We start from the raw sequence: 19,484 nt of genomic DNA, 5'->3' as shown, positions 1-19,484 counted from the left end.
TTCATGGAAGTTCGGTGTTGATTGTGTGGGATCTGCCGTTAGTTTCTCTTGATACAGATCTTGTTTTCCCCTTCCTGAAATCCGTCGGATCTCAGGAAAGATCCGATGTGTAGATGTCAAAATCAGGAAGTTCTTTCTGGAAATAGCTCTGCATTTTTTTAATGATGCCGGTTTCAATCTGCCTGACCCTTTCCCTTGAAATCCCATAGGTTTCACCTATTTCCTGAAGGGTGACCGGTTCATCGGAAAAAATGCGTTTTTCAAAAATTTCCAGCTCCCTTTTGTTCAGCTGGGAGGTGAAGGAGGCGATTTTTTCATGGAGCATGTTTTCTATCTGTTTGCGTGCGACCTCATCTTCTGCGGAAACAGCATCGGAACCGAGAAAGGACATGCGGTCCGTTTCCGAGTCTTCCCGTACCGGAGCATCCAGTGAGAGATCCCAGGAGTCCAGACGCTGATCCATGTCAATGACTTCCTTCTGGGAAACTCCCAGTCGTTCCGCCAGCAGTTTGGGTTTGGGGTCAAAGCCCTGATCAATGAGATTCTGTTTTTCTTTTTTCAGCTTGAAAAAAAGCTTGCGCTGGCCCTGGGTCGTGCCGATTTTGACGAGTCGCCAGTTGTCCATGATGAATTTGAGAATATAGGCCTTGATCCAGAAGGAGGCATAATAGGAAAACTTGACGCCCTTGTAAGGATCAAATTTACGTACCGCCTGCATCAGGCCGATATTGCCTTCCTGAATCAGATCCAGCAGGTTCTGCATCCATACCCGCTGGAATTCCATGGCGATTTTAACCACAAGCCTCAGGTTGGCCGTTGTGAGCATGTAGGCGGCCTCCGGGTCATTGTCTTCCTGCACCCTGCGCCCCAGCTCAACCTCCTCTTCTCTGGTCAGCAGTTTGTAGCGGCTGATTTCAGAAAGATAACTCTGGAGAGGATCTATTTTGGCAAGGGCTTTGGTTGTTTCCTGCCTTGGAACGGGAAGGTTCTTTTTTACAGTGTTTTTCTGTGTTTTTTTTTCTTCTGTCATTGTGGCACTTCCAGATGGTCGGTTAAGCTTTTCTGATGCGTTCCGGGGCTGCCGGGATGCCTGTCATCCAGGTTTATACAGAGGGGTAAAAGCCTCGTGCTTTCCCGGAAAGGACATCATCCCATGCCTGAATAAAGATGTAAACCTTGCAGGGTATTTTCATGGATCATCCTCCTGTTTTTTTTGTCCCCGTTCTTTTTTTTGTGAAAAAAAAATTATGGCCGGTAAGGATCATCTGTTTGCCTGTCACCATGATGGCTCTGGTATGCAGGAAATGTATCCGGCCCCTGCTCTGGCATGTTTATAATAAAAAAATGGATTTCAGGTTGCTTTTTGCTGGACAAGGGGGAAACCCTCTGCTAAAAGGTCTCTTCGTTAAGCGCCAGTAGCTCAGCTGGATAGAGCAACGGACTTCTAATCCGTAGGCCGGGAGTTCGAATCTTCCCTGGCGCGCCAAGCGCCTTTTAAAGGAAGCTTCTGAAAGCCTTTGAAATGGGCGGGAATAACTCAGTGGTAGAGTGCAACCTTGCCAAGGTTGAAGTCGCGGGTTCAAATCCCGTTTCCCGCTCCATTAATTTTAATTGTTTTTTGTTTTACCCCCCCTTATGCGGGAATAACTCAGTGGTAGAGTGCAACCTTGCCAAGGTTGAAGTCGCGGGTTCAAATCCCGTTTCCCGCTCCATTATGACGATGAAGGGCCATCCCAAAGGGGTGGTCTTTTTTTATGCTTTAGTCCTGCCTGAAAATTCGGGCCGCCTGCACGGCCTTTTCCCACTCCCTGCAGCGTCTGGCTGCGTCTTCTTCTGTCATCTGTGGCAGGAAGGTCTGGCGTTTTCCCTGTTCGTGAATGTCTTCAGGATTTTTCCAGAATCCCAGAGCAAGGCCCGCCAGATGGGCAGCCCCCATGGCCGTTGTTTCTATGCAGGCTGGTCTTTCCACACAGATGCCTAAAATATCACTTTGAAACTGCATGAGAAAGCTGTTTTCCGCAGCCCCGCCATCCACCTTCAGTACAGGGATGGAGATACCCGCATCCTTTTCCATGGCAAGAAGCACATCCCGGCTCTGGTAGGCAAGGGACTCCAGGGTCGCCCGGATAAAATGCTCCTTGCTGCATCCCCGTGTGAGGCCAAAAACAGCACCCCTTGCTTTGGCATCCCAGTGGGGCGTTCCCAGTCCCACAAAGGCAGGGACCACATAAACGCCCGCCGTATCCTTGACCTTTCTGGCGTAGTTTTCGGAATCCGGGGCATTTCTGAACATGCGCAGGCCGTCCCTCAGCCATTGAATGGCAGAACCTGCCACAAAAACAGAACCTTCAAGGGCATACTGTACCCTGCCGCTGATTTCCCAGGCAATGGTGGTGAGAAGCCCGCTTGTGCTTTCCACGGCTTTTTCCCCTGTGTTCATGAGCATGAAACAGCCGGTGCCGTAGGTGTTTTTGGCCATGCCCGGTGCATGGCAACCCTGACCGAAAAGGGCCGCCTGCTGATCCCCTGCCATGCCCGCAATGGGCAGCATGTGGCCGAAGAAGGTTTCCGGCAGGGTATGGCCGCAGACCCCCGAGGAGGGAACGATTTTGGGCAGCATGGATGAAGGAATATCGAGGATGTCCAGAAGATCCCTGTCCCATTTTTTTTCACGGATATTGCACAAAAGGGTACGGGAGGCATTGGAAAGGTCTGTCACATGGACTTTGCCGCCGGTGAGCTTCCAGATCAGCCATGTATCTATGGTGCCAAAGAGGAGATCCCCCCTGCGGGCCTTTTCCCTTGCACCGGGAACATGGTCGAGAATCCATTTCACCTTGGTTCCGGAAAAGTAGGGGTCCAGCAGCAGGCCCGTGCGCTCCCTGAAAAGGGATTCATGGCCCCTTGCCTTGAGTTCTTCGCAGATTGCCGCACTCTGGCGGGACTGCCAGACAATGGCATTGTATATGGGCCTCTGGGTGTTTCTGTCCCAGATCACCGTGGTTTCCCGCTGATTGGCAATGCCGATGCCTGCAATGGAGGCACCGCTGACCCCCGGTTTACCCAGCATTTCGGCCACAACGGCCTGAACGGAAGACCATATTTCCATGGCATCCTGTTCCACCCATCCGGGCTCGGGAAAATACTGGGTGAATTCCTTCTGGGTGATGTGCAGGATTTCGTTTTCCCTGTTGAACAGAAGGGCTCTGGAGCTGGTGGTACCCTGATCAATGGCAAGGATGTGGTCTGCAGGCATGGTGGCTCCATGGGGAGACGGGCTGTGGGGAATAAAAAAAGCCCCGGACAGAATCCGGAGCTTTAATGTTTTATTTGTGGCGCGCCCGGCACGACTCGAACGTGCGATCTTCGGCTCCGGAGGCCGACGCCTTATCCACTGGGCCACGGGCGCAACAAAAAGAATGATTAGAAGAAAGGCGTTTTCCTGTCAAGGTATTTTATGTAAAAGGGCAGGGGTGGGGTAAAAGGAAAAAGGTTGGATTTTAGTTTTTTTAAGGTCTTTAAGGTGCTTAATCTTGTTGAATGCAGCAGGTTTGGCTGTGTTTAAGGTCTTTAGGGTCTTTAAAGTCTTAGGGTTTTTAAATATGGCAGGCTTCATGCCAGCCTCGGGTGGGCAACCACAACCATGGAGGACAACCATGACCATAGTACAAAAAGGTGCCCCCTTTATAAAAAAGGCAGCCATTGAGCTTCTGGCCCCGGCAAAGGATCTGGCAGGGGGCAGGGCCGCCATCAGCCATGGTGCGGATGCCGTATATATCGGTGCGGACCGTTTCAGTGCCAGAGCCGCCGCAGGAAATACCATGGCAGACATTGAAAGCCTCTGCCGTTTTGCCCATGGTTTCCATGCAAAGGTTTATCTGGCCCTGAACACGCTTTTATACGACCATGAGCTTAAAAATGCGAAAACCCTGATCCATGAAGCCTGGAATGCGGGGGTGGATGCCGTTATTTTTCAGGATATGGCTTTTTTTGAAATGGATCTTCCCCCCATGGCCCTCCATGCCAGCACCCAGATGCATAACATGACACCGGAGCACATTGCTTTTCTGGAAGCAGCGGGCGTCTCCCGTGTCGTTCTGGCAAGGGAGCTGGACCTTGAAGCCATAGGGCGCATCCGTAAAAAAACGAACCTTGACCTTGAGGCCTTTGTGCATGGTGCTTTGTGTGTCAGTCATTCGGGCCGTTGCTGGATGAGTCTTGCCATGGGAGGCAGAAGTGCCAACCGGGGTGTCTGCGGCCAGCCCTGCCGTCTGCCATGGGACCTTATGGACGAAAAGGGAAAGGGTATCAGCGGCGGAAAGCATCTGCTTTCTCTGAAGGACATGGACCGTTCGGAGGGCCTTCTTTCCATGCTGGAGGCAGGGGTGAGTTCATTCAAGATCGAAGGACGCCTCAAGGATATTTCCTACGTGAAAAACGTGACGGCCTTTTACAGAAAAAAGCTGGATGCGGCCATGGAAATCTGGGGCAGGGGAGAGCGGGCTTCCCACGGAGATTCTTCCTTTACCTTTAGCCCGGACCCGGCAAAGACCTTTCGCCGGGGCGGCACGGATTATTTTCTTTACGGCAGGCGGCAAAAAATCTGGCAGATGGATACGCCAAAAGCCATGGGTGAAAAGCTTTGCCGTATTCAGAGCCTTGAGGGGGGCATTCTTTTTCTGGAAGGGGCAGCGGATCTTGCTTCCGGAGACGGACTTTGTTTTCTGGATAGCGCAGGCCGGATGCGGGGTTTCCATATAAACCGTGCGGAAGGGAAAAGGGTATGGCCTGCACCGGACGCCCTCAAGGGTCTCAAGGTTTCCGATGTGGCCGGGTCCGTTTTATACAGAAATGGGGATATCCGTTTCAGGCGGATGCTGGAGTCCGAAAAAAGCGCATCCAGAAAGCTTGCCGTAACCCTTGTTTTCAGGGAAGGGGAGAAGGATTTTGTCCTTGAAATGGGAGATTCTGCCACAGGGCTGTGTGTGGAGGTTTGTTCAGGCTTTGACCGTGAACCCGCAAAGAACCCTGCAGCCGCTCAGGAAACCGTGAGGCGGCAGCTGGAAAAACTGGGAGACACGGCCTTTGAGGCAAAGGACGTCCTTGTGGAGACAGGCCCCTGGTTTTTCAGGGCTTCGGCCCTCAATGCCCTGCGACGGGAAGCGGCAGAAAAGCTTGCGGCCCTGCGTCTTGAAAAATATGAAAGACCCCGAAGAAAGCCGGCCGCAGAGGGCTTTGAAACACTGAGCTATCCAGAAAGCTCCCCTGATGCTTCCTTTAATGTCAGCAATGCCATGGCAAGGGCCTTTTATGAAAAGCATGGCAGCATTGTTCAGGCCATGGCCTTTGAAAAAGAAGGACTGCCTCCCGGAACAAGGGTCATGACCACCCATCACTGCCTGCGCTATGCCTTTGGGGCCTGCCCCCGCTGGCATGGGGCAGACGGCGGAGGAAGCTGGCATCTGAAGGGAAACAGGGTTTCTTTTACTCTGGTTTTTGACTGTGCTGCCTGCTGCATGCACGTTGTTTCGGAAAATGCTGTTCAAGATTGAAAAAAGGGGGAGAGAAAGAGATGGACAGAAAATATGATACGGTTCTGACAGAGCGGGTTTCCGGTCAGGAAACAGATGAGCTGCTGCATCTCTACCTTGATTTTTTCTATAACCGGGAACCACTGACAAAATGTATTGGTTTCAGCAGGGAACGTCTGTTTTCCATTGCAAAGACGGTATATGGTGGTGAGAGTTCCCTTTCTCAGGCGTTCTGCTGGATTGCAAGGATTCCGGCAGAGGGGGGAAGGGCCGCAGGTTTTATCCTCTGTGAAGATCCGGCTTTTGCTGCAGGCCTGCAGCAAAAGCCGGAAAATCTGACCGGGGATGAAGCCGAGAGGATTTTGGCTGTTTCTGCTCTGCATGAAGAGCTTCTCTTTCCGTTGCACGAGATGGGAGGAACCGGGAAAGGGGCAGGCCTGCACCTCACTGCGGTTGGAGTTGCACCGGAGTATGAAGGCAGAGGTATTGCGATGCGTCTTATGCAGACTGCGCTTGCGGCTGCCTGTAATGCTGGCTTTCACTATGTCTTTTCGGAATGTACGGGCGTTGGTTCCCGAAAGCTGCACGAAAAATGTGGCTTTGAACAGCTTAAGACGATAGCAGTTAAGGATTTTCTTCTGAATGGTGAAGCACCCTTTGAAGGCTGTGACGTGGATATCTGCCTCATGGTAAAATATTTTTGCAAAGGCTTGCATCAAAGGCCGTGACCCAGGACCGGCGGCGCATAATGGATTGGTAACTCTCCTTGATTGCTGTAGGCATGAAAGAGTCTTATTATGCGGGCATTAAGAGGTGAGAATGGCTGGTATTTCTTTTTTCAGGGTTTTGCTCATACTCATTGCTTTCTTGCTTCCTTTCAGACCGTGTTATGTTTTTTCTGGCGCTTTTCCCATGATTGCCTTCTTTCTGTACCAGCCTCTGTGACATCCCCTTTGACAGCCGGGTTACCCTCCTTCCTCCTTTGCCCCCTTTTTACGGGGTGCGGGATTCACGGAATCAGGATGGGAAGCTTGGTATTAACCAGCTTTATAAGATATTGATTTTGTTTAGATTGTGAAGGCAAGCCCTGAAAGCATATTATTAAAAAAAGGAGGGGAAGTGAAGGTAGTTAAATATCTGCGCCATGAATTTCATGGCGAGCCAGAAGCAAGGGAGGCTGCGCTTCCGGTTTTTGTCTATGACATTCCCTATCTGGGACATTTGGGTATTTTTCCTGATTTTTTTGTTCTCAACGAGATTTTTCTTTCCGGCGGCGGGGATGGTGGCATGGGACCCGGAGCAAGCTGGGAACCCTTTTCCATATCGGAGGAGGAATATGAACAGCTTCTTGATGCCCTGGAAGATCTGGATCCCGCAACGCTGGGGGAAGAGGCCCGTTACACGGATGAGAAGCTTTCCCCTGATATTTCCCTTGGTACCATAAGGGATCAGTGGGAGTGGATGCAGGCTGTGGGGGAACGGCATGGAGCAGAAGGCAAAAGAGTGAAGGCCTTTCGTCTGAGGCTTGGTCGTTTGCCCCTGAAAGAACTATGGGATCTTAGCGCACATTCTCTGATGCCTTTCCTTGTTCTCTCGCTGTGTAAATATCTGGGGATAAAAAAGTTTGATACAGTTCAGCCTCCTCCGGTTTTCAGGCTTCCGTTTAAGGAGGATTCTTTGCCGGATGAAGAGGTGCTTAAAGGGCTGAAGATAGAGTTCGCTGAGCTTGAAGCCATTGGTTTTTCATACTGGGGCAGGGCAGAGGACAGCGAGCTTGCAAAAAAAAATGGGGTTTTTCTTCTTTTCAGAAAGGGCGATATTCTTGCCATACTGATTTATGGTCCGGGCATGGGGCCGTATGTGAATTTTATAAGTTTTCTGGAACCCCGGCCAGTCGCTACAGCCAATGGCAGTCATGGTATCAAAAATGGTGAAGATACGGATCAGAAGGTCTTATGGGGGATGGACATAACGGGGCTTCTGGAATGTCATATCAGAAGGGCCGGATACAGGCAGGATGCTTTCCTTGAGAAGGATTTTGTTCTCGATTCCATGGAGAAAATGGCAGGGCAAGCCTATGCCTTCAATGTTCAGAGGGGGGTATATGAGGAACTGGAAAATTGTCCGTGATACCCTGGTTTATGCAGACTCAGGTCCTTGTGTGATGGTGGCAGCTTTGGTCTGACCGATGAATGCCCTATGGGAGGCGGAGAGAGCAGGAAAGGGCCTGAATGCAGCGATTCGTAAGCAACCGCATGGAAGTGCTGGCGGTAAACCTTAGCGTTCATCCCATGGAAGACAGTCCGTATCCATGGAGCCTGAAATCATTAAAGCTCGCACCATGGGCCTGACAACAACCGGACCAGCAAGCTGTGGCTGAGTCAGGGTAGTAATAAGAAATTGTAAAGATCCTGATCATCAGAAATTTTATTTTAAAAAAATGAGGGGTGCCCCACTATATGGGCCGCTGACTGTGCTATAGAAAGGATTCTTGCAGATGCTTCATGGATTTTGAATACAAGGAGGCTTCGTGGAGACAGATCATTCCGGAACAAAGGGCAATTTTGATTTTCTGAAAAACCATGATCCCATCTTTTCCGAACTGGCCCTGCGCGCGGAAGAGGCCTTTGCCAGCGATCCCAACACCACCCTCATCAAACTCCGCCAGCTGGGCGAAGCCTTTGCCCAGGACATTGCCACCCGCTGTGGCATTCCCTTTGACAGCCAGACCACCCAGGCCACCCTCCTTTACAGGCTCCAGCAGGACATGGGCCTTGATCCGCAGATCCGGGAGATCTTCCATACCCTTCGCATCGAGGGCAACAAGGCCACCCATGCCTTCCGTACCTGCCACAGACAGGCCATGGACGGCCTGAAGCTGGCCCGGAGCCTTGCGGTCTGGTTCCACAGAAGCTTTGGTAAAAATGCAAAGGATTTCAAGCCCGGCCCCTTTGTTCCGCCCAAAGATCCCAGCCAGCCCCTGCGAAAGCTTCAGGAGGAAATGGCCCAGCTGAAGGCAAGCCTGAAGGATGCCTTTGAAAAGGAAGGGGAAAGCCGTGCCCTTGCCGAGCTCATGGCAAGGGAGAAGGAGGAATATGAAGCCCTTGCGGAGCTGATGGATGCGGAAGCCCGAAGCTTTGAGGAAAGGGCGAAAACGCAGGAGCAAAGGCTTGAAAAGGAAAGGGAGGCCTTTGAAAGCCGCATTAAAAATCTTCAGGAAGAGCTTGAAAAACAGAAAAAACAGGGTGCGGACACCCCCGGCCTGAAGGACATCCGCAAGCGCACGGCGAAGGCGGCCGAAAACCTTTCCCTGAACGAGGAGCTGACCCGCATCCTCATTGATGCCAGACTTAGGGAATCAGGCTGGGAGGCGGATTCCCAGTCCCTCACCTGTTCCCTTGGCGCAAGGCCTGAAAAGGGCAGAAACCTTGCCATTGCGGAGTGGCCTTTAAAGGGCGGACACCGGGCGGATTATATTCTTTTTGCGGGCCTTATCCCCCTTGCCGTGGTGGAAGCCAAGCGGGAAAACATCAATGTGGCATCAGCCATTCCCCAGGCGGAACGCTATGCCAGAGCCTTTCGGCCTTCGGAATCCATGCAGCCCCCTTGGGAAAATGGCCCCTGGCCCGACGGTCAGCAGGATTTTTTCGGCATTCCCTTTGCCTATGCCTGCAACGGCAGGCCTTTTCTGCCCCAGATGGCGGAACAGTCCGGCACATGGTTCAGGGATCTTCGCAGTCCTTCTTTTATCCGCAGAGCCTTGGAAAACTTCCACAGCCCGGAAGGTCTTCTGGACATACTGGCCCGAAGCCGCAGGGAGTCCATGGAATTTTTAAAAAAGGAGCCCTTTGGCTATCTCCGGCTGAGGGAATACCAGAAGCGGGCCATCACCGCCGTGGAAGAGGCCCTTGGCCGGGGAGAGCGGCGCTGCCTTGTGGCCATGGCCACGGGAACGGGTAAAACCCGCACCATCATCGGGCTGATGTACCGCCTTCTCAAGGCCGAGGGGTTTCACCGCATTCTCTTTCTGGTGGATCGCACGGCCCTTGGCAGTCAGGCCATGGATGCCTTTAAGGAAGCCCCGCTGGAGCAGAACCTTTCCCTTTCCAGGGTGTACAACATTGCGGAAATGGGGGACATGGCAGAAGAGGCGGAAACCCGCATTCAGGTAGCCACGGTGCAGGCCATGGTGCGCCGCATTTTCATGGTGGAGACACCCCCTGCCGTGGATACCTTTGACTGCATCATCGTGGATGAGGCCCACCGGGGCTACGTTCTGGATCAGGAGATGGACGAAGGGGAGCTCCATCACCGGGACGCTTTCCAGTATCAGTCCGCCTACCGCAGGGTGCTGGAATATTTTGATGCCGTGCGCATCGGTCTCACCGCCACCCCGGCCCGGCACACCACGGAGATTTTCGGCAGACCCGTTTTCACCTATTCCTACAGGGAGGCCGTGGCCGAAGACTGGCTCATCGATCACGAGCCGCCCATCCGCTATGAAACCATGCTCACCCGCCACGGCATCCATTTTGACAAGGGCGAGGTGCAGGCCATTGATATGAAAACCGGGGCCGTGGAGCTGGCGGAGCTGGAGGATGAGCTGGATTTTGATGTGGAGTCCTTCAATCGCAGGGTCATCACCGAAGGCTTTAACCGGGTGATCTGCGGGGAACTGGCCAAAGAGCTGGACCCCTTTGGCGATGAAAAGGTCATGATCTTCTGTGCCACCCAGAACCATGCGGAAATGGTGAAACGTCTGCTGGATGAGGCTTTTTCTGAAAAGTACAACGGCGATTACAACGAGGCCAGCGTCCGCATCATCACGGGCCGTACGGATAAGGTGGATCAGGTGATCCGCCTCTATAAAAATGAACGCTACCCCGTTGTGGCCATTACTGTAGATCTTCTCACCACGGGCATTGATGTACCGCCCATCTGCCATCTGGTTTTTCTCCGCAGGGTGCGTTCCCGCATTCTTTATCAGCAGATGATGGGCCGGGCCACCCGCCGCTGTGATGCCATCGGTAAAACCATCTTCCGTATCTATGATCCCGTGGGTATTTATGCGGCGCTGGAAAAGGTCACGGACATGAAGCCTCTGGTGAAAAACCCCGGCATCACCATCGCCCAGCTTCTGGATGAAATCACGGATACGGCCTCTCTGAAGGAGGCCCTTGGGCAGCCCGGAGAAAGGGAGGGCAGCCCCGCCACCCATGCCCATGATGTGCTGGATCAGCTCAGCCAGAAGCTCATGCGGGTCATGCGCAAGGCGGAAAAAAAGGCCGAGACCAAGCCTGAAATGCGGGAAAAGCTGGCGGATCTGGAAAAAAGCTGGGGATGCGCCACGGAGGAAATGCCCCGTTTTCTGAGGGAGCTGGGGCCGGAAAAGGCTTCGGAGTTTATCCGCAGCCAGCCGGGTTTTCTCAGGCAGGTGGAGGAGGTGCAGGCCATTTTAGGAAGCTATACAAGGCCCCTTATCTATGAAGGCGCAGACGAACTTCTGGAGCGCAGCCAGACCTGGGGAGAGCATGGCAGGCCGGAAGATTATCTCGATGCCTTCACCCGCTTTATCCGGGAGGAGGTGAACCGCAATGCCGCCCTCATGGCCGTTGTCAACCGGCCAAAGGAGCTGACCCGTGACGCCCTCAGGGAAATCCGGCTTTTTCTTGATGCCGCAGGCTTCCCCGAAGCCCATCTGCGAAAGGCCTGGGCCAGCCGCACCAACGAGGACATTGCGGCCAGCGTCATCGGCTTCATTCGTCAGGCCGCCCTTGGCGAACCCCTTGTGCCCTTTGAAACCCGTGTGCATCAGGCCCTTCAGCGTATCTTCGCCATGCATGAATGGTCAGGCGTACAGAAGCAGTGGCTGAAACGGCTGGCCGCCCAGCTCACCCATGAGGTGGTGGTGGATGCCGGGTTCATCAACCGGGCCTTTGCCGCCCATGGCGGCGTGAAGCGCTTCGATAAGGTGCTGGACAACAGACTGGATGCCGTGCTGGAAACCTTCAGCGAAGAACTCTGGCAGGCGGGGTGAAAGTCTGTGGCTTCTCCTACGGTGGTGGCTGTGGCTCTCGAAACGGTGGCTGAGGCTCTCGAAACGGTGGCTGAGGCTCTCGAAACGGTGGCTGAGGCTCTCGAAACGGTGGCTGAGGCTCTCGAAACGGTGGCTGAGGCTCTCGAAGCCAGCACTTTTACCCGTCCCCAGATTTCAGGTTTAATCCTGGCCTTAACATGACAGCCATAAAACAGTGGCTGAGCCGTGGCAGGAATCAAAACAGAAACAGAGGAAAATCCCATGAAAAAATTACCCGTTGGTATTCAGAGTTTTGAAAAAATCCGGGAACAGCCGGATCAGTTTTATTATGTGGATAAAACCCCCTTTGTGAAAAAACTGCTGGAGCAGGGAGGGGGCTATTTTTTTCTTTCAAGACCCAGACGCTTTGGCAAAAGCCTTTTTGTGGATACCCTGCGTCAGGCTTTCTTGGCCAAAAAAGAGTATTTTCAAGGTCTCTACCTTGAAAACAACTGGGACTGGAACACGGCTTACCCTGTGATTCACGTAAGCTTTGGCAGCGGTGTCATGGGGTCTCTGGAAGAGCTTGAACTGACCCAGATGGAAATTCTTGGCCGCAATTGCAGGCTTTACGGCATTGAGCATCTTGATTCCCCAACCATCAGAGGAAAATTTTTTGAGCTGATCAAAAGGCTCCATGAAAAACATGGACAGAAGGTTGTGGTTCTCATCGATGAATATGACAAACCCTTTCTCGATAATATTGCCAATACAAGCCTTGCCGTAGAAATGAGTGTAAAACTTATAAGCCTCTATTCCGTTTTAAAGGATGCGGATGTTCACCTGAAATTTGTTTTCATTACAGGGGTGAGCAAGTTTTCCAGGGCTTCCCTTTTCAGCGGCTTAAATCACCTCAATGATATTACCCTGGATGCCCGTTTTTCAACTCTCTGTGGTTATACCCAGAAGGAACTTGAGACGGTGTTTGCGGATCAGCTGGAAGGCCTTGATAAGGGCAGGATACGGCAGTGGTACAATGGCTACTCCTGGCTTGGGGAAAAGGTCTATAATCCCTTTGATATCCTTCTTTATTTCAGTGAAAGGCAGTTTCGCTCCTTCTGGTTTGAAACGGGAACGCCCCGATTTCTCATTGAGCTTCTCATGGGGAATCACTATCCCATTGCAAGGCTTGAGAATCTTGTTATTGGTGAGGAAATCATCGACAGTTTTGATGTGGACCGCATCCTCGTGGAAGCCCTTCTTTTCCAGACGGGGTATCTCACCATAGAGCGGATGGACGAAAATATGGTGGGCCGCAGAACCTACCAGCTTGCCTACCCCAACATGGAGGTAAAAAGCAGCCTGAATCGTTGGATCTTAAACGAGCTGGTGGAGGATGTGGAGGCCAAAAGCGCCAATGAAACCCGCCTGATACGGGCCATACAGACAAAATCCTTTAATGATTTAAGGGATATTTTCCACAGTTTTTTTGCCTCCATTCCCCACGACTGGTACAGAAAAAATGAGTTGTCGGGATATGAGGGCTATTATGCCAGCATTTTTTACTGCTACTTTGCCGCCTGTGGGTTTGAGATCCGCGCGGAAGATGCCACCAACCATGGCCGCATGGATTTAAGCCTGTTTTATGAGGATATCTGCTGCATTTTTGAATTTAAGGTTCTTGAAAATGCAGGGGAGGGCAGTGCCATGGCCCAGCTTAAAGACAGAAAATACCATGAAAAATACCAGGGTTCCCGTAAGGAAATTTATCTTGTGGCCGTGGAGTTTTCTAAAAAAGACAGAAATATTGAGAATTTTGAAGTGGAAAAAGTTTCGTAATCATCTGGGGATGGGGGGTATATGAACTTATACTCCGAACGAGTAATTATTCAGCAAAAAGGGCATTTGGACACCCTCAAAACTACATTTTTACAACTCTGCAGGCTTGATAAAAATTGTGGGTAAAGCCCAGTCCTCCGGGAGAGGGGAGAAAAACAGCCATCCCCAAGACCCCTTTCCCCATCTGTTCTATTTGCTTAAAAAACAACAAAGTTTCTTGCATTATCCATTCAATGGATGCATATTTATGTGTATCATTTATGCATATCTCAGGAGGAGGGATAAAAATGAGAACCACATTAAATATTGATGATGATCTTATTGAGAGAGCATCTAAGCTCACTGGAATAAAAGAAAAAACATCTCTTGTTCGTAAAGGACTCGAAGTTCTGATCAGTCTGGAGAGCAGTAAGCGTTTGGCTGCCCTGGGAGGAAGCGAGAAAAAAATCCGAATGCCAGAGCGGCGAAGATCGGAGTTCGATAAAAAATGATTCTTGCCGACACAAATGTCTGGATCAAACATTTCAGAGATTCTGATGCTGAACTGATTTATCAATTGAATATCGGCTTTGTTGCATGTCATCCATTTATTATTGGAGAGCTGGCCTGTGGTAATCTGGGCAATCGGGCAGAAATTTTGACGCTTCTTCAGGTTCTTCCCTCAACACCTGTTGTTGAGGCTCCAGAAATTTTAGAATTTATCGAAAATAATTCACTCATGGGGCGTGGCCTTGGATACGTAGACATACACCTCTTAGCTTCTGCCATTATGGGTAATGTTTTTCTTTGGACTTATGATCGGCGTCTCAATGAAACAGCAATAGAGCTTGGTGTTTCGTACCTAAGGAACTAACCCGCTCTATGCCGCACAACGAAGGGGCTGGACAAAGGGTCGTTGCAAAGGGGCAGGTAATTTTCTACCCGCCCCCGGATTTCAGGTTCAATCCCGGCCCTGACATGACAGCCATAAAACAGTGGCTGAGCCGTGGCAGGAATCAAAACAGAAACGGAGGGAAATCCCATGAAAAAATTACCCGTTGGTATTCAGAGTTTTGAAAAAATCCGGGAGCAGCCGGATCAGTTTTATTATGTGGATAAAACCTCCTTTGTGGAAAAACTGCTGGAGCAGGGAGGGGGCTATTTTTTTCTTTCAAGACCCAGACGCTTTGGCAAAAGCCTTTTTGTGGATACCCTGCGTCAGGCTTTTTTAGCAAAAAAGGAGTATTTTCAAGGCCTCTACCTTGAAAACAACTGGGACTGGAACAGGGCATACCCTGTGATTCACGTAAGCTTTGGCAGCGGTGTTCTCCACAGCCTTGAAGAGCTTGCCATAAAAATGGAATCCATTCTCATGGATATCCGCAATGAGCACGGCATTGACTATGAAAAGCTCTCCGTCAATGACCGTTTCATGGAAGCCATTGTCAAAATTGCCAGAAAATATGGGCAGAAGGTTGTGGTACTCATAGATGAATACGACAAACCCATTCTGGATAATATTGCCAATAAAAGCCTTGCCATAGAAATCCGTGAAAAACTGAAAAACCTCTATTCCGTATTAAAAGATGCGGATGTTCACCTGAAATTTGTTTTTATTACAGGGGTAAGCAGGTTTTCCAAGGTTTCCCTTTTCAGTGGGCTTAATAACCTTCAGGATATTTCCATGAATCCGGCCTGTGCCACCCTCTGCGGTTATACCCAGAAGGAACTTGAGACGGTGTTTGCGGATCAGCTGGAAGGCCTTGATAAGGAGAGAATACGGCAGTGGTACAACGGCTATGCCTGGCTTGGGGAAAAGGTCTATAATCCCTTTGATATCCTTCTTTATTTCAGTGAAAGGCAGTTTCGCTCCTTCTGGTTTGAAACGGGAACCCCCAGTTTTCTCATCACCCTTCTCATGGAAAGGCATTACAGCATTCCTTCCATCGAGCAGCTTTACCTTGGCGAAGAGCTGATCGACAGTTTTGATGTGGATCGCATCCGTGTGGAAACCCTTCTGTTTCAGGCTGGTTATCTCACCATAGAGCGGATGGACGAAAAGATGGTGGGCCGCAGAACCTATCAGCTTGCCTATCCGAACATGGAGGTAAAAAGCAGCCTGAACCGCTGGATTTTAAACGAGCTGGTGGAGGATGTGGTGGCCAAAAGCGCCAACGAGACCCGCCTGATACGGGCCATACAGACACAATCCTTTAATGATTTAAGGGATATTTTCCACCGGTTTTTTGCCTCCATTCCCCACGACTGGTACAGAAAAAATGAGCTGTCGGGATATGAGGGCTATTATGCCAGCATTTTTTACTGCTACTTTGCCGCCTGCGGATTTGAGATCCGCGCGGAAGATGCCACCAACCATGGCCGCATGGATGTAAGCCTGTTTTACGAGGATATATGCTGCATTTTTGAATTCAAGGTGCTGGAAAATTCAAAAGAAGGCAGTGCCATGGCCCAGCTTAAAGACAGAAAATACCATGAAAAATATCAGGATTCCGGCAGAAAGATATATCTTGTGGCCGTGGAGTTTTCTAAAAAAGGCCGGAATATTGAAAAATTTGAAGTGGAAAAAGTTTCGTAATTATTATGAAGGTTTCTCCGTTCCCTCTACCCGGTGGCTTCGAGGGCCTCAGCCACCGGGAGAAGCCCACAAATCTGCTGGCTGAGGCTCTCGAAGCCAGGGCCGGAAGATGATGGCCAATCAAAAATGATTTTAAATCTTTACGCTCCCTCCTTCCGGTGGCTGAGGCTCTCGAAGCCAGGGCCGGAAGATGAGGGTCAATCAAAAATGATTTTAACTCTTTACGCTCCCTCCTCCCGGTGGCTGAGGCTCTCGAAGCCAGGGCCGGAAGATGATGGTCAATCAAAAATGATTTTAACTCTTTACGCTCCCTCCTCCCGGTGGCTGAGGCTCTCGAAGCCAAGGCCGGAGGGTGAGGGCAAAAGGACTTTCCATGACCGCCACAGATATTGTTCAGAAACTCTGGAACCTCTGCGACGTCCTCCGGGACGACGGCATCAATTATTCCGATTACGTCACAGAACTGGTGCTCCTTCTTTTCCTCAAAATGGAACACGAAAACCGGGACGCAGGCGTGATGAACCACCATCCCCTTCCCGAAGGCTGCCGTTGGCCGGATATCGCCTCAAAATCCGGCATCAGCCTCATGACCCACTACCGCCAGACCCTTCTGGATCTTTCAAAGAGCGATGATCCCCTCATTGCCGCCATCTATGCCGATGCCCAGACCCGGATGCGGGAACCCCGCCATCTGGAACAGCTCATCCGCGCTCTGGATCAGATCGACTGGTTCAGCGCCCGTGAAGACGGCCTTGGCGACCTCTACGAGGGCCTTCTCGAAAAAAACGCCAGCGAAACCAAGTCCGGCGCAGGCCAGTATTTCACGCCCCGGCCCCTCATCAACTGCATGGTGCGCTGCATGAACCCCAGGCCCGGAGAAATTGTTCAGGACCCCGCCGCAGGCACCGCAGGCTTTCTCATTGCCGCAGACCGCCACATCAAGGATGCCACGGAAGAACTCTTTCTCCTGACTCTGGAACAGCAGGAATACCAGCGCAGACGGGCCTTCACGGGCATTGAGCTGGTTCCCGGCACCCGGAGGCTGGCCCTGATGAACTGCCTTCTGCACAACATGGAAGGCGATGCCGAAGGCGTTGTGCATCTGGGTAACGCCCTTGGACAGGCCGGAGCCAGCCTTCCCAAGGCGGATCTCATCCTTGCCAATCCGCCCTTTGGAACATCCAAGGGAGGGGAGGCCAGCATCACGAGGGATGACCTCACCTTCCGCACCAGCAACAAGCAGCTTGCCTTTCTCCAGCACATCTACCGGGGCCTGAAACCCGGAGGCCGGGCCGCCGTGGTGCTGCCGGACAATGTGCTTTTTGAGGCCGGAGCAGGCACGGACATCCGTCGGGATCTCATGGAAAAATGCACCCTGCACACCCTTCTCCGTCTGCCCACGGGTATTTTCTACGCCCACGGCGTGAAAACCAATGTGCTCTTTTTCACACGGGGGACGGAGGAGAATCCCCGTCAGGAGGAAGGCTGCACAAAAAAGGTCTGGGTCTATGACCTGCGCACCAACATGCCCGCCTTTGGCAAGCGTACCCCCTTTGGCGAAACCCAGCTTGCGCCCTTTGAAACCGTGTACGCCATGCAGCCCAGAAGGGAGGGTGAATGGTCCTTTGGTGCCAAAGAAGCCGAAGCCACGGAAAACGGCATCAACGAGGGCGTGGATCAGGATCTTCGCACCAGCCGCTGGCGCTCCTTTGACCGGGAATGGATACGGGAGAAAAAGGGCGATTCCTTAGACATTACCTGGCTCAAGGACAGCGACAGCGTGGATGCGGAAAACCTGCCCGACCCCGAGGTGCTGGCCGCCGAAGCCATGGCTGAGCTGACCGAGGCCCTGCGGGAGCTGGACGGACTGATGGAGGCTCTGGGCAAGGGCGATGAGGCGGCGGTGCAGAAAAAACTGCTGGCTGAGGTGCTGGGGATGGGGGGGGTATAAAGTTGAATATAAATTTAATTGCAATAGGTTGGGAGAAAGTATCGTTAGGGGATTATTTGGAGGTTGTTCGTGGCGCTTCTCCAAGGCCAAAGGGTGATCCTAGATATTTTGGAGGAAATATTCCTTGGATAAGTATTCGTGATGTTAATGCAGAAAAGGGTGTTTTTCTTTCTAAAACAGTTGAAGGAGTTACTCAGGCGGGAGCAGAAAAAAGTCGTATTGTTGAAGCTGGTGATTTAATATTATCAAATAGTGGGAGTGTTTGTATTCCTAAAATTTTGAAGTACAAAGGTTGTATCCATGATGGCTTCGTAACATTTCCCGACCTTAATAAGTATTTTTCAGTATTATATTTTTACTATCTTTTTGAGTGGATGAGGCCAGCGGTAATTCAAGCAAACAGACAAGGGGTTACTCAGGTAAATCTTAATACAGGTATTGTAAAGGCTTTTCAAATTCCTGTTCCATCTCTTGCGGAGCAAGAAGAAGTCGCTTCCCGGTTGGACGACCTCCTGACTCGCATCGACCGCCTGAAAACCCGGCTGGATGCCATTCCCCAGATTCTGAAACGCTTCCGTCAGTCCGTCCTTGCCGCCGCCGTAAGTGGCAGACTGACGGAGGGGTGGAGGGAAGAACATGGAATGAAACAGGAAGACTTTTGGAGGTTTGAAACCATTGCCGACCTTGGAAAGATACTTACAGGTAACACCCCTTCGAAAAAACGTCCGCATTATTATGGTGGAGATTTTCCCATGTTCAAGCCATCGGATCTCGATGCCGGTTACCATGTAATCAAAGGCAGTGAATATCTTTCAGAATCAGGACGGGAGCAAAGCCGTTTTATCCCGGCAGGTAGTACGCTTGTGACCTGTATAGGTACAATAGGAAAAACAGGTTTTTTAAGAGTGGACGGCACATGTAATCAACAGATAAATGCTATCATTCCGAGTGAAAACATCTTAAAGTATTGGGTTTATTTTTTGATTCGTAGTCCTCAAATCCAAGAAGTGCTGATAGCAAACTCTTCAAGTACAACCTTGTCGATATTGAATAAAAGCCGATTTTCTATGATTCAAATAAAAATACCACCTTATGAAGAGCAGCTTAAGATTGTTAGTCGTGTGGAACAACTCTTTGCCTTCGCAGACCAGATCGAAAACCGGGTCAAAGAAGCAAGGGCCAAAGCAGAACACATGACCCCTTCCGTCCTTGCCAGAGCCTTCCGTGGAGAACTCACCGCAGACTGGCGGGAACAGCATCCGGAACTCATCTCCGGCGAAAATTCCGCCAAGGTCCTGCTGGAAAAAATCCGGACCCAGAAAGAAAACCTCAAACCCGCCAGAAAACCCCGTACCCGAAAAAAGAAAGTCCATCCTTGCCCATGGAGCCAGATGTCTGAAGAGGAAAAAAACTATATCCTTTCAAAGGTCTGGTGTACACGATGCCGCAGGTTGGTAGAACTCCAGCTGCTGGACGGGAGGATGGAAGAACGTTCGTTTATCCTCACCGGCACCTGTAAAACATGCGGTCATAAGGCCGTCAGGGTATTGGAACCGGAATAAAAACAGCAAA

The 19,484-nt window shown here is 51.1% G+C and carries 13 protein-coding genes and 4 tRNA genes; 14 read left to right on the top strand and 3 right to left on the bottom strand.

Annotated elements, in window-relative coordinates:
* Positions 1-91: 91 nt before the first annotated feature.
* On the bottom strand, positions 92-1,030 hold the full coding sequence (locus tag LZ24_RS00780; RefSeq protein ID WP_144681308.1) for a sigma-70 family RNA polymerase sigma factor: 939 nt from the start codon (positions 1,028-1,030) through the stop codon (positions 92-94).
* Positions 1,031-1,409: 379 nt separating this feature from the next.
* Between LZ24_RS00780 and LZ24_RS00775 the strand changes: the two genes are divergently transcribed.
* The 3 genes from LZ24_RS00775 (at position 1,410) to LZ24_RS00765 (ending at position 1,712) form a co-directional block, all read left to right on the top strand.
* Positions 1,410-1,486, top strand: a tRNA-Arg gene (locus LZ24_RS00775).
* Between the two features lie 40 nt (positions 1,487-1,526).
* Positions 1,527-1,601, top strand: a tRNA-Gly gene (locus tag LZ24_RS00770).
* Between the two features lie 36 nt (positions 1,602-1,637).
* Positions 1,638-1,712, top strand: a tRNA-Gly gene (locus tag LZ24_RS00765).
* A gap of 47 nt (positions 1,713-1,759) precedes the next feature.
* On the opposite strand, the gene glpK is transcribed toward LZ24_RS00765, so the two are convergent.
* Together glpK and LZ24_RS00755 are read right to left on the bottom strand one after the other, a co-directional pair.
* Entirely contained in the window at positions 1,760-3,256 is a 1,497-nt protein-coding gene (glpK, locus tag LZ24_RS00760) for a glycerol kinase GlpK (protein WP_144681306.1), read from the bottom strand.
* A 77-nt stretch (positions 3,257-3,333) separates the two neighbouring features.
* A tRNA-Arg gene (locus LZ24_RS00755) sits at positions 3,334-3,409 on the bottom strand.
* A 247-nt stretch (positions 3,410-3,656) separates the two neighbouring features.
* On the opposite strand from LZ24_RS00755, the gene LZ24_RS00750 reads away from it, so the two are divergent.
* From LZ24_RS00750 to LZ24_RS00700, 11 genes are all read left to right on the top strand, one after another.
* The gene (locus tag LZ24_RS00750; RefSeq protein WP_186442845.1) at positions 3,657-5,552 is read left to right on the top strand and encodes a peptidase U32 family protein; all 1,896 of its coding nucleotides are present in this window, start codon (positions 3,657-3,659) and stop codon (positions 5,550-5,552) included.
* Positions 5,553-5,572: 20 nt separating this feature from the next.
* On the top strand, positions 5,573-6,259 hold the full coding sequence (locus LZ24_RS00745; protein ID WP_144681302.1) for a GNAT family N-acetyltransferase: 687 nt from the start codon (positions 5,573-5,575) through the stop codon (positions 6,257-6,259).
* Positions 6,260-6,650: 391 nt separating this feature from the next.
* Positions 6,651-7,661 (top strand): hypothetical protein, encoded by a 1,011-nt coding sequence (locus tag LZ24_RS00740; protein WP_144681300.1) that lies wholly within the window; start codon positions 6,651-6,653, stop codon positions 7,659-7,661.
* 400 nt (positions 7,662-8,061) lie between these two features.
* Positions 8,062-11,568: a type I restriction-modification system endonuclease gene (gene hsdR / locus LZ24_RS00735; RefSeq protein WP_144681298.1), complete on the top strand. Its 3,507-nt coding sequence runs from the start codon at positions 8,062-8,064 to the stop codon at positions 11,566-11,568.
* Positions 11,569-11,598: 30 nt separating this feature from the next.
* Complete coding sequence (locus tag LZ24_RS00730; RefSeq protein ID WP_222427480.1) at positions 11,599-11,769, top strand: hypothetical protein; 171 nt, start codon at positions 11,599-11,601, stop codon at positions 11,767-11,769.
* A 60-nt stretch (positions 11,770-11,829) separates the two neighbouring features.
* Positions 11,830-13,386, top strand: coding sequence for an ATP-binding protein (locus LZ24_RS00725; protein WP_144681294.1), 1,557 nt, complete (start codon positions 11,830-11,832; stop codon positions 13,384-13,386).
* A gap of 287 nt (positions 13,387-13,673) precedes the next feature.
* Positions 13,674-13,877, top strand: coding sequence for a type II toxin-antitoxin system VapB family antitoxin (locus LZ24_RS00720; RefSeq protein WP_144681292.1), 204 nt, complete (start codon positions 13,674-13,676; stop codon positions 13,875-13,877).
* A complete protein-coding gene (locus LZ24_RS00715) occupies positions 13,874-14,239 on the top strand; it encodes a type II toxin-antitoxin system VapC family toxin (protein ID WP_144681290.1) in 366 nt (121 codons plus the stop codon). The genes LZ24_RS00720 and LZ24_RS00715 overlap by 4 nt, the downstream gene beginning before the upstream one ends.
* 168 nt (positions 14,240-14,407) lie before the next feature.
* Positions 14,408-15,961, top strand: a complete 1,554-nt coding sequence (locus LZ24_RS00710) for an ATP-binding protein (RefSeq protein ID WP_144681288.1) — start codon at positions 14,408-14,410, stop codon at positions 15,959-15,961.
* Positions 15,962-16,334: 373 nt separating this feature from the next.
* The gene (locus LZ24_RS00705) at positions 16,335-17,912 is read left to right on the top strand and encodes a class I SAM-dependent DNA methyltransferase (RefSeq protein ID WP_144681286.1); all 1,578 of its coding nucleotides are present in this window, start codon (positions 16,335-16,337) and stop codon (positions 17,910-17,912) included.
* A gap of 2 nt (positions 17,913-17,914) precedes the next feature.
* The gene (locus tag LZ24_RS00700) at positions 17,915-19,474 is read left to right on the top strand and encodes a restriction endonuclease subunit S (RefSeq protein ID WP_144681284.1); all 1,560 of its coding nucleotides are present in this window, start codon (positions 17,915-17,917) and stop codon (positions 19,472-19,474) included.
* The last annotated feature ends 10 nt before the right edge of the window (positions 19,475-19,484 follow it).

It is taken from the genome of Desulfobotulus alkaliphilus (genome assembly GCF_007830435.1).
GTDB lineage: Bacteria > Desulfobacterota > Desulfobacteria > Desulfobacterales > ASO4-4 > Desulfobotulus > Desulfobotulus alkaliphilus.
Note: the sequence above shows the minus strand (reverse complement) of the source record. Positions and strands in the feature narration are given on the sequence as shown.

Bases quoted from the DNA above. Each gene is read 5' to 3' on its own strand.
- LZ24_RS00705 (WP_144681286.1), top strand. From the start codon at position 16,335: ATGACCGCCACAGATATTGTTCAGAAACTCTGGAACCTCTGCGACGTC.
- LZ24_RS00750 (WP_186442845.1), top strand. From the start codon at position 3,657: ATGACCATAGTACAAAAAGGTGCCCCCTTTATAAAAAAGGCAGCCATT.
- glpK (WP_144681306.1), bottom strand. From the start codon at position 3,256: ATGCCTGCAGACCACATCCTTGCCATTGATCAGGGTACCACCAGCTCC.
- LZ24_RS00710 (WP_144681288.1), top strand. From the start codon at position 14,408: ATGAAAAAATTACCCGTTGGTATTCAGAGTTTTGAAAAAATCCGGGAG.
- LZ24_RS00720 (WP_144681292.1), top strand. From the start codon at position 13,674: ATGAGAACCACATTAAATATTGATGATGATCTTATTGAGAGAGCATCT.
- LZ24_RS00780 (WP_144681308.1), bottom strand. From the start codon at position 1,030: ATGACAGAAGAAAAAAAAACACAGAAAAACACTGTAAAAAAGAACCTT.
- LZ24_RS00745 (WP_144681302.1), top strand. From the start codon at position 5,573: ATGGACAGAAAATATGATACGGTTCTGACAGAGCGGGTTTCCGGTCAG.
- LZ24_RS00715 (WP_144681290.1), top strand. From the start codon at position 13,874: ATGATTCTTGCCGACACAAATGTCTGGATCAAACATTTCAGAGATTCT.
- LZ24_RS00725 (WP_144681294.1), top strand. From the start codon at position 11,830: ATGAAAAAATTACCCGTTGGTATTCAGAGTTTTGAAAAAATCCGGGAA.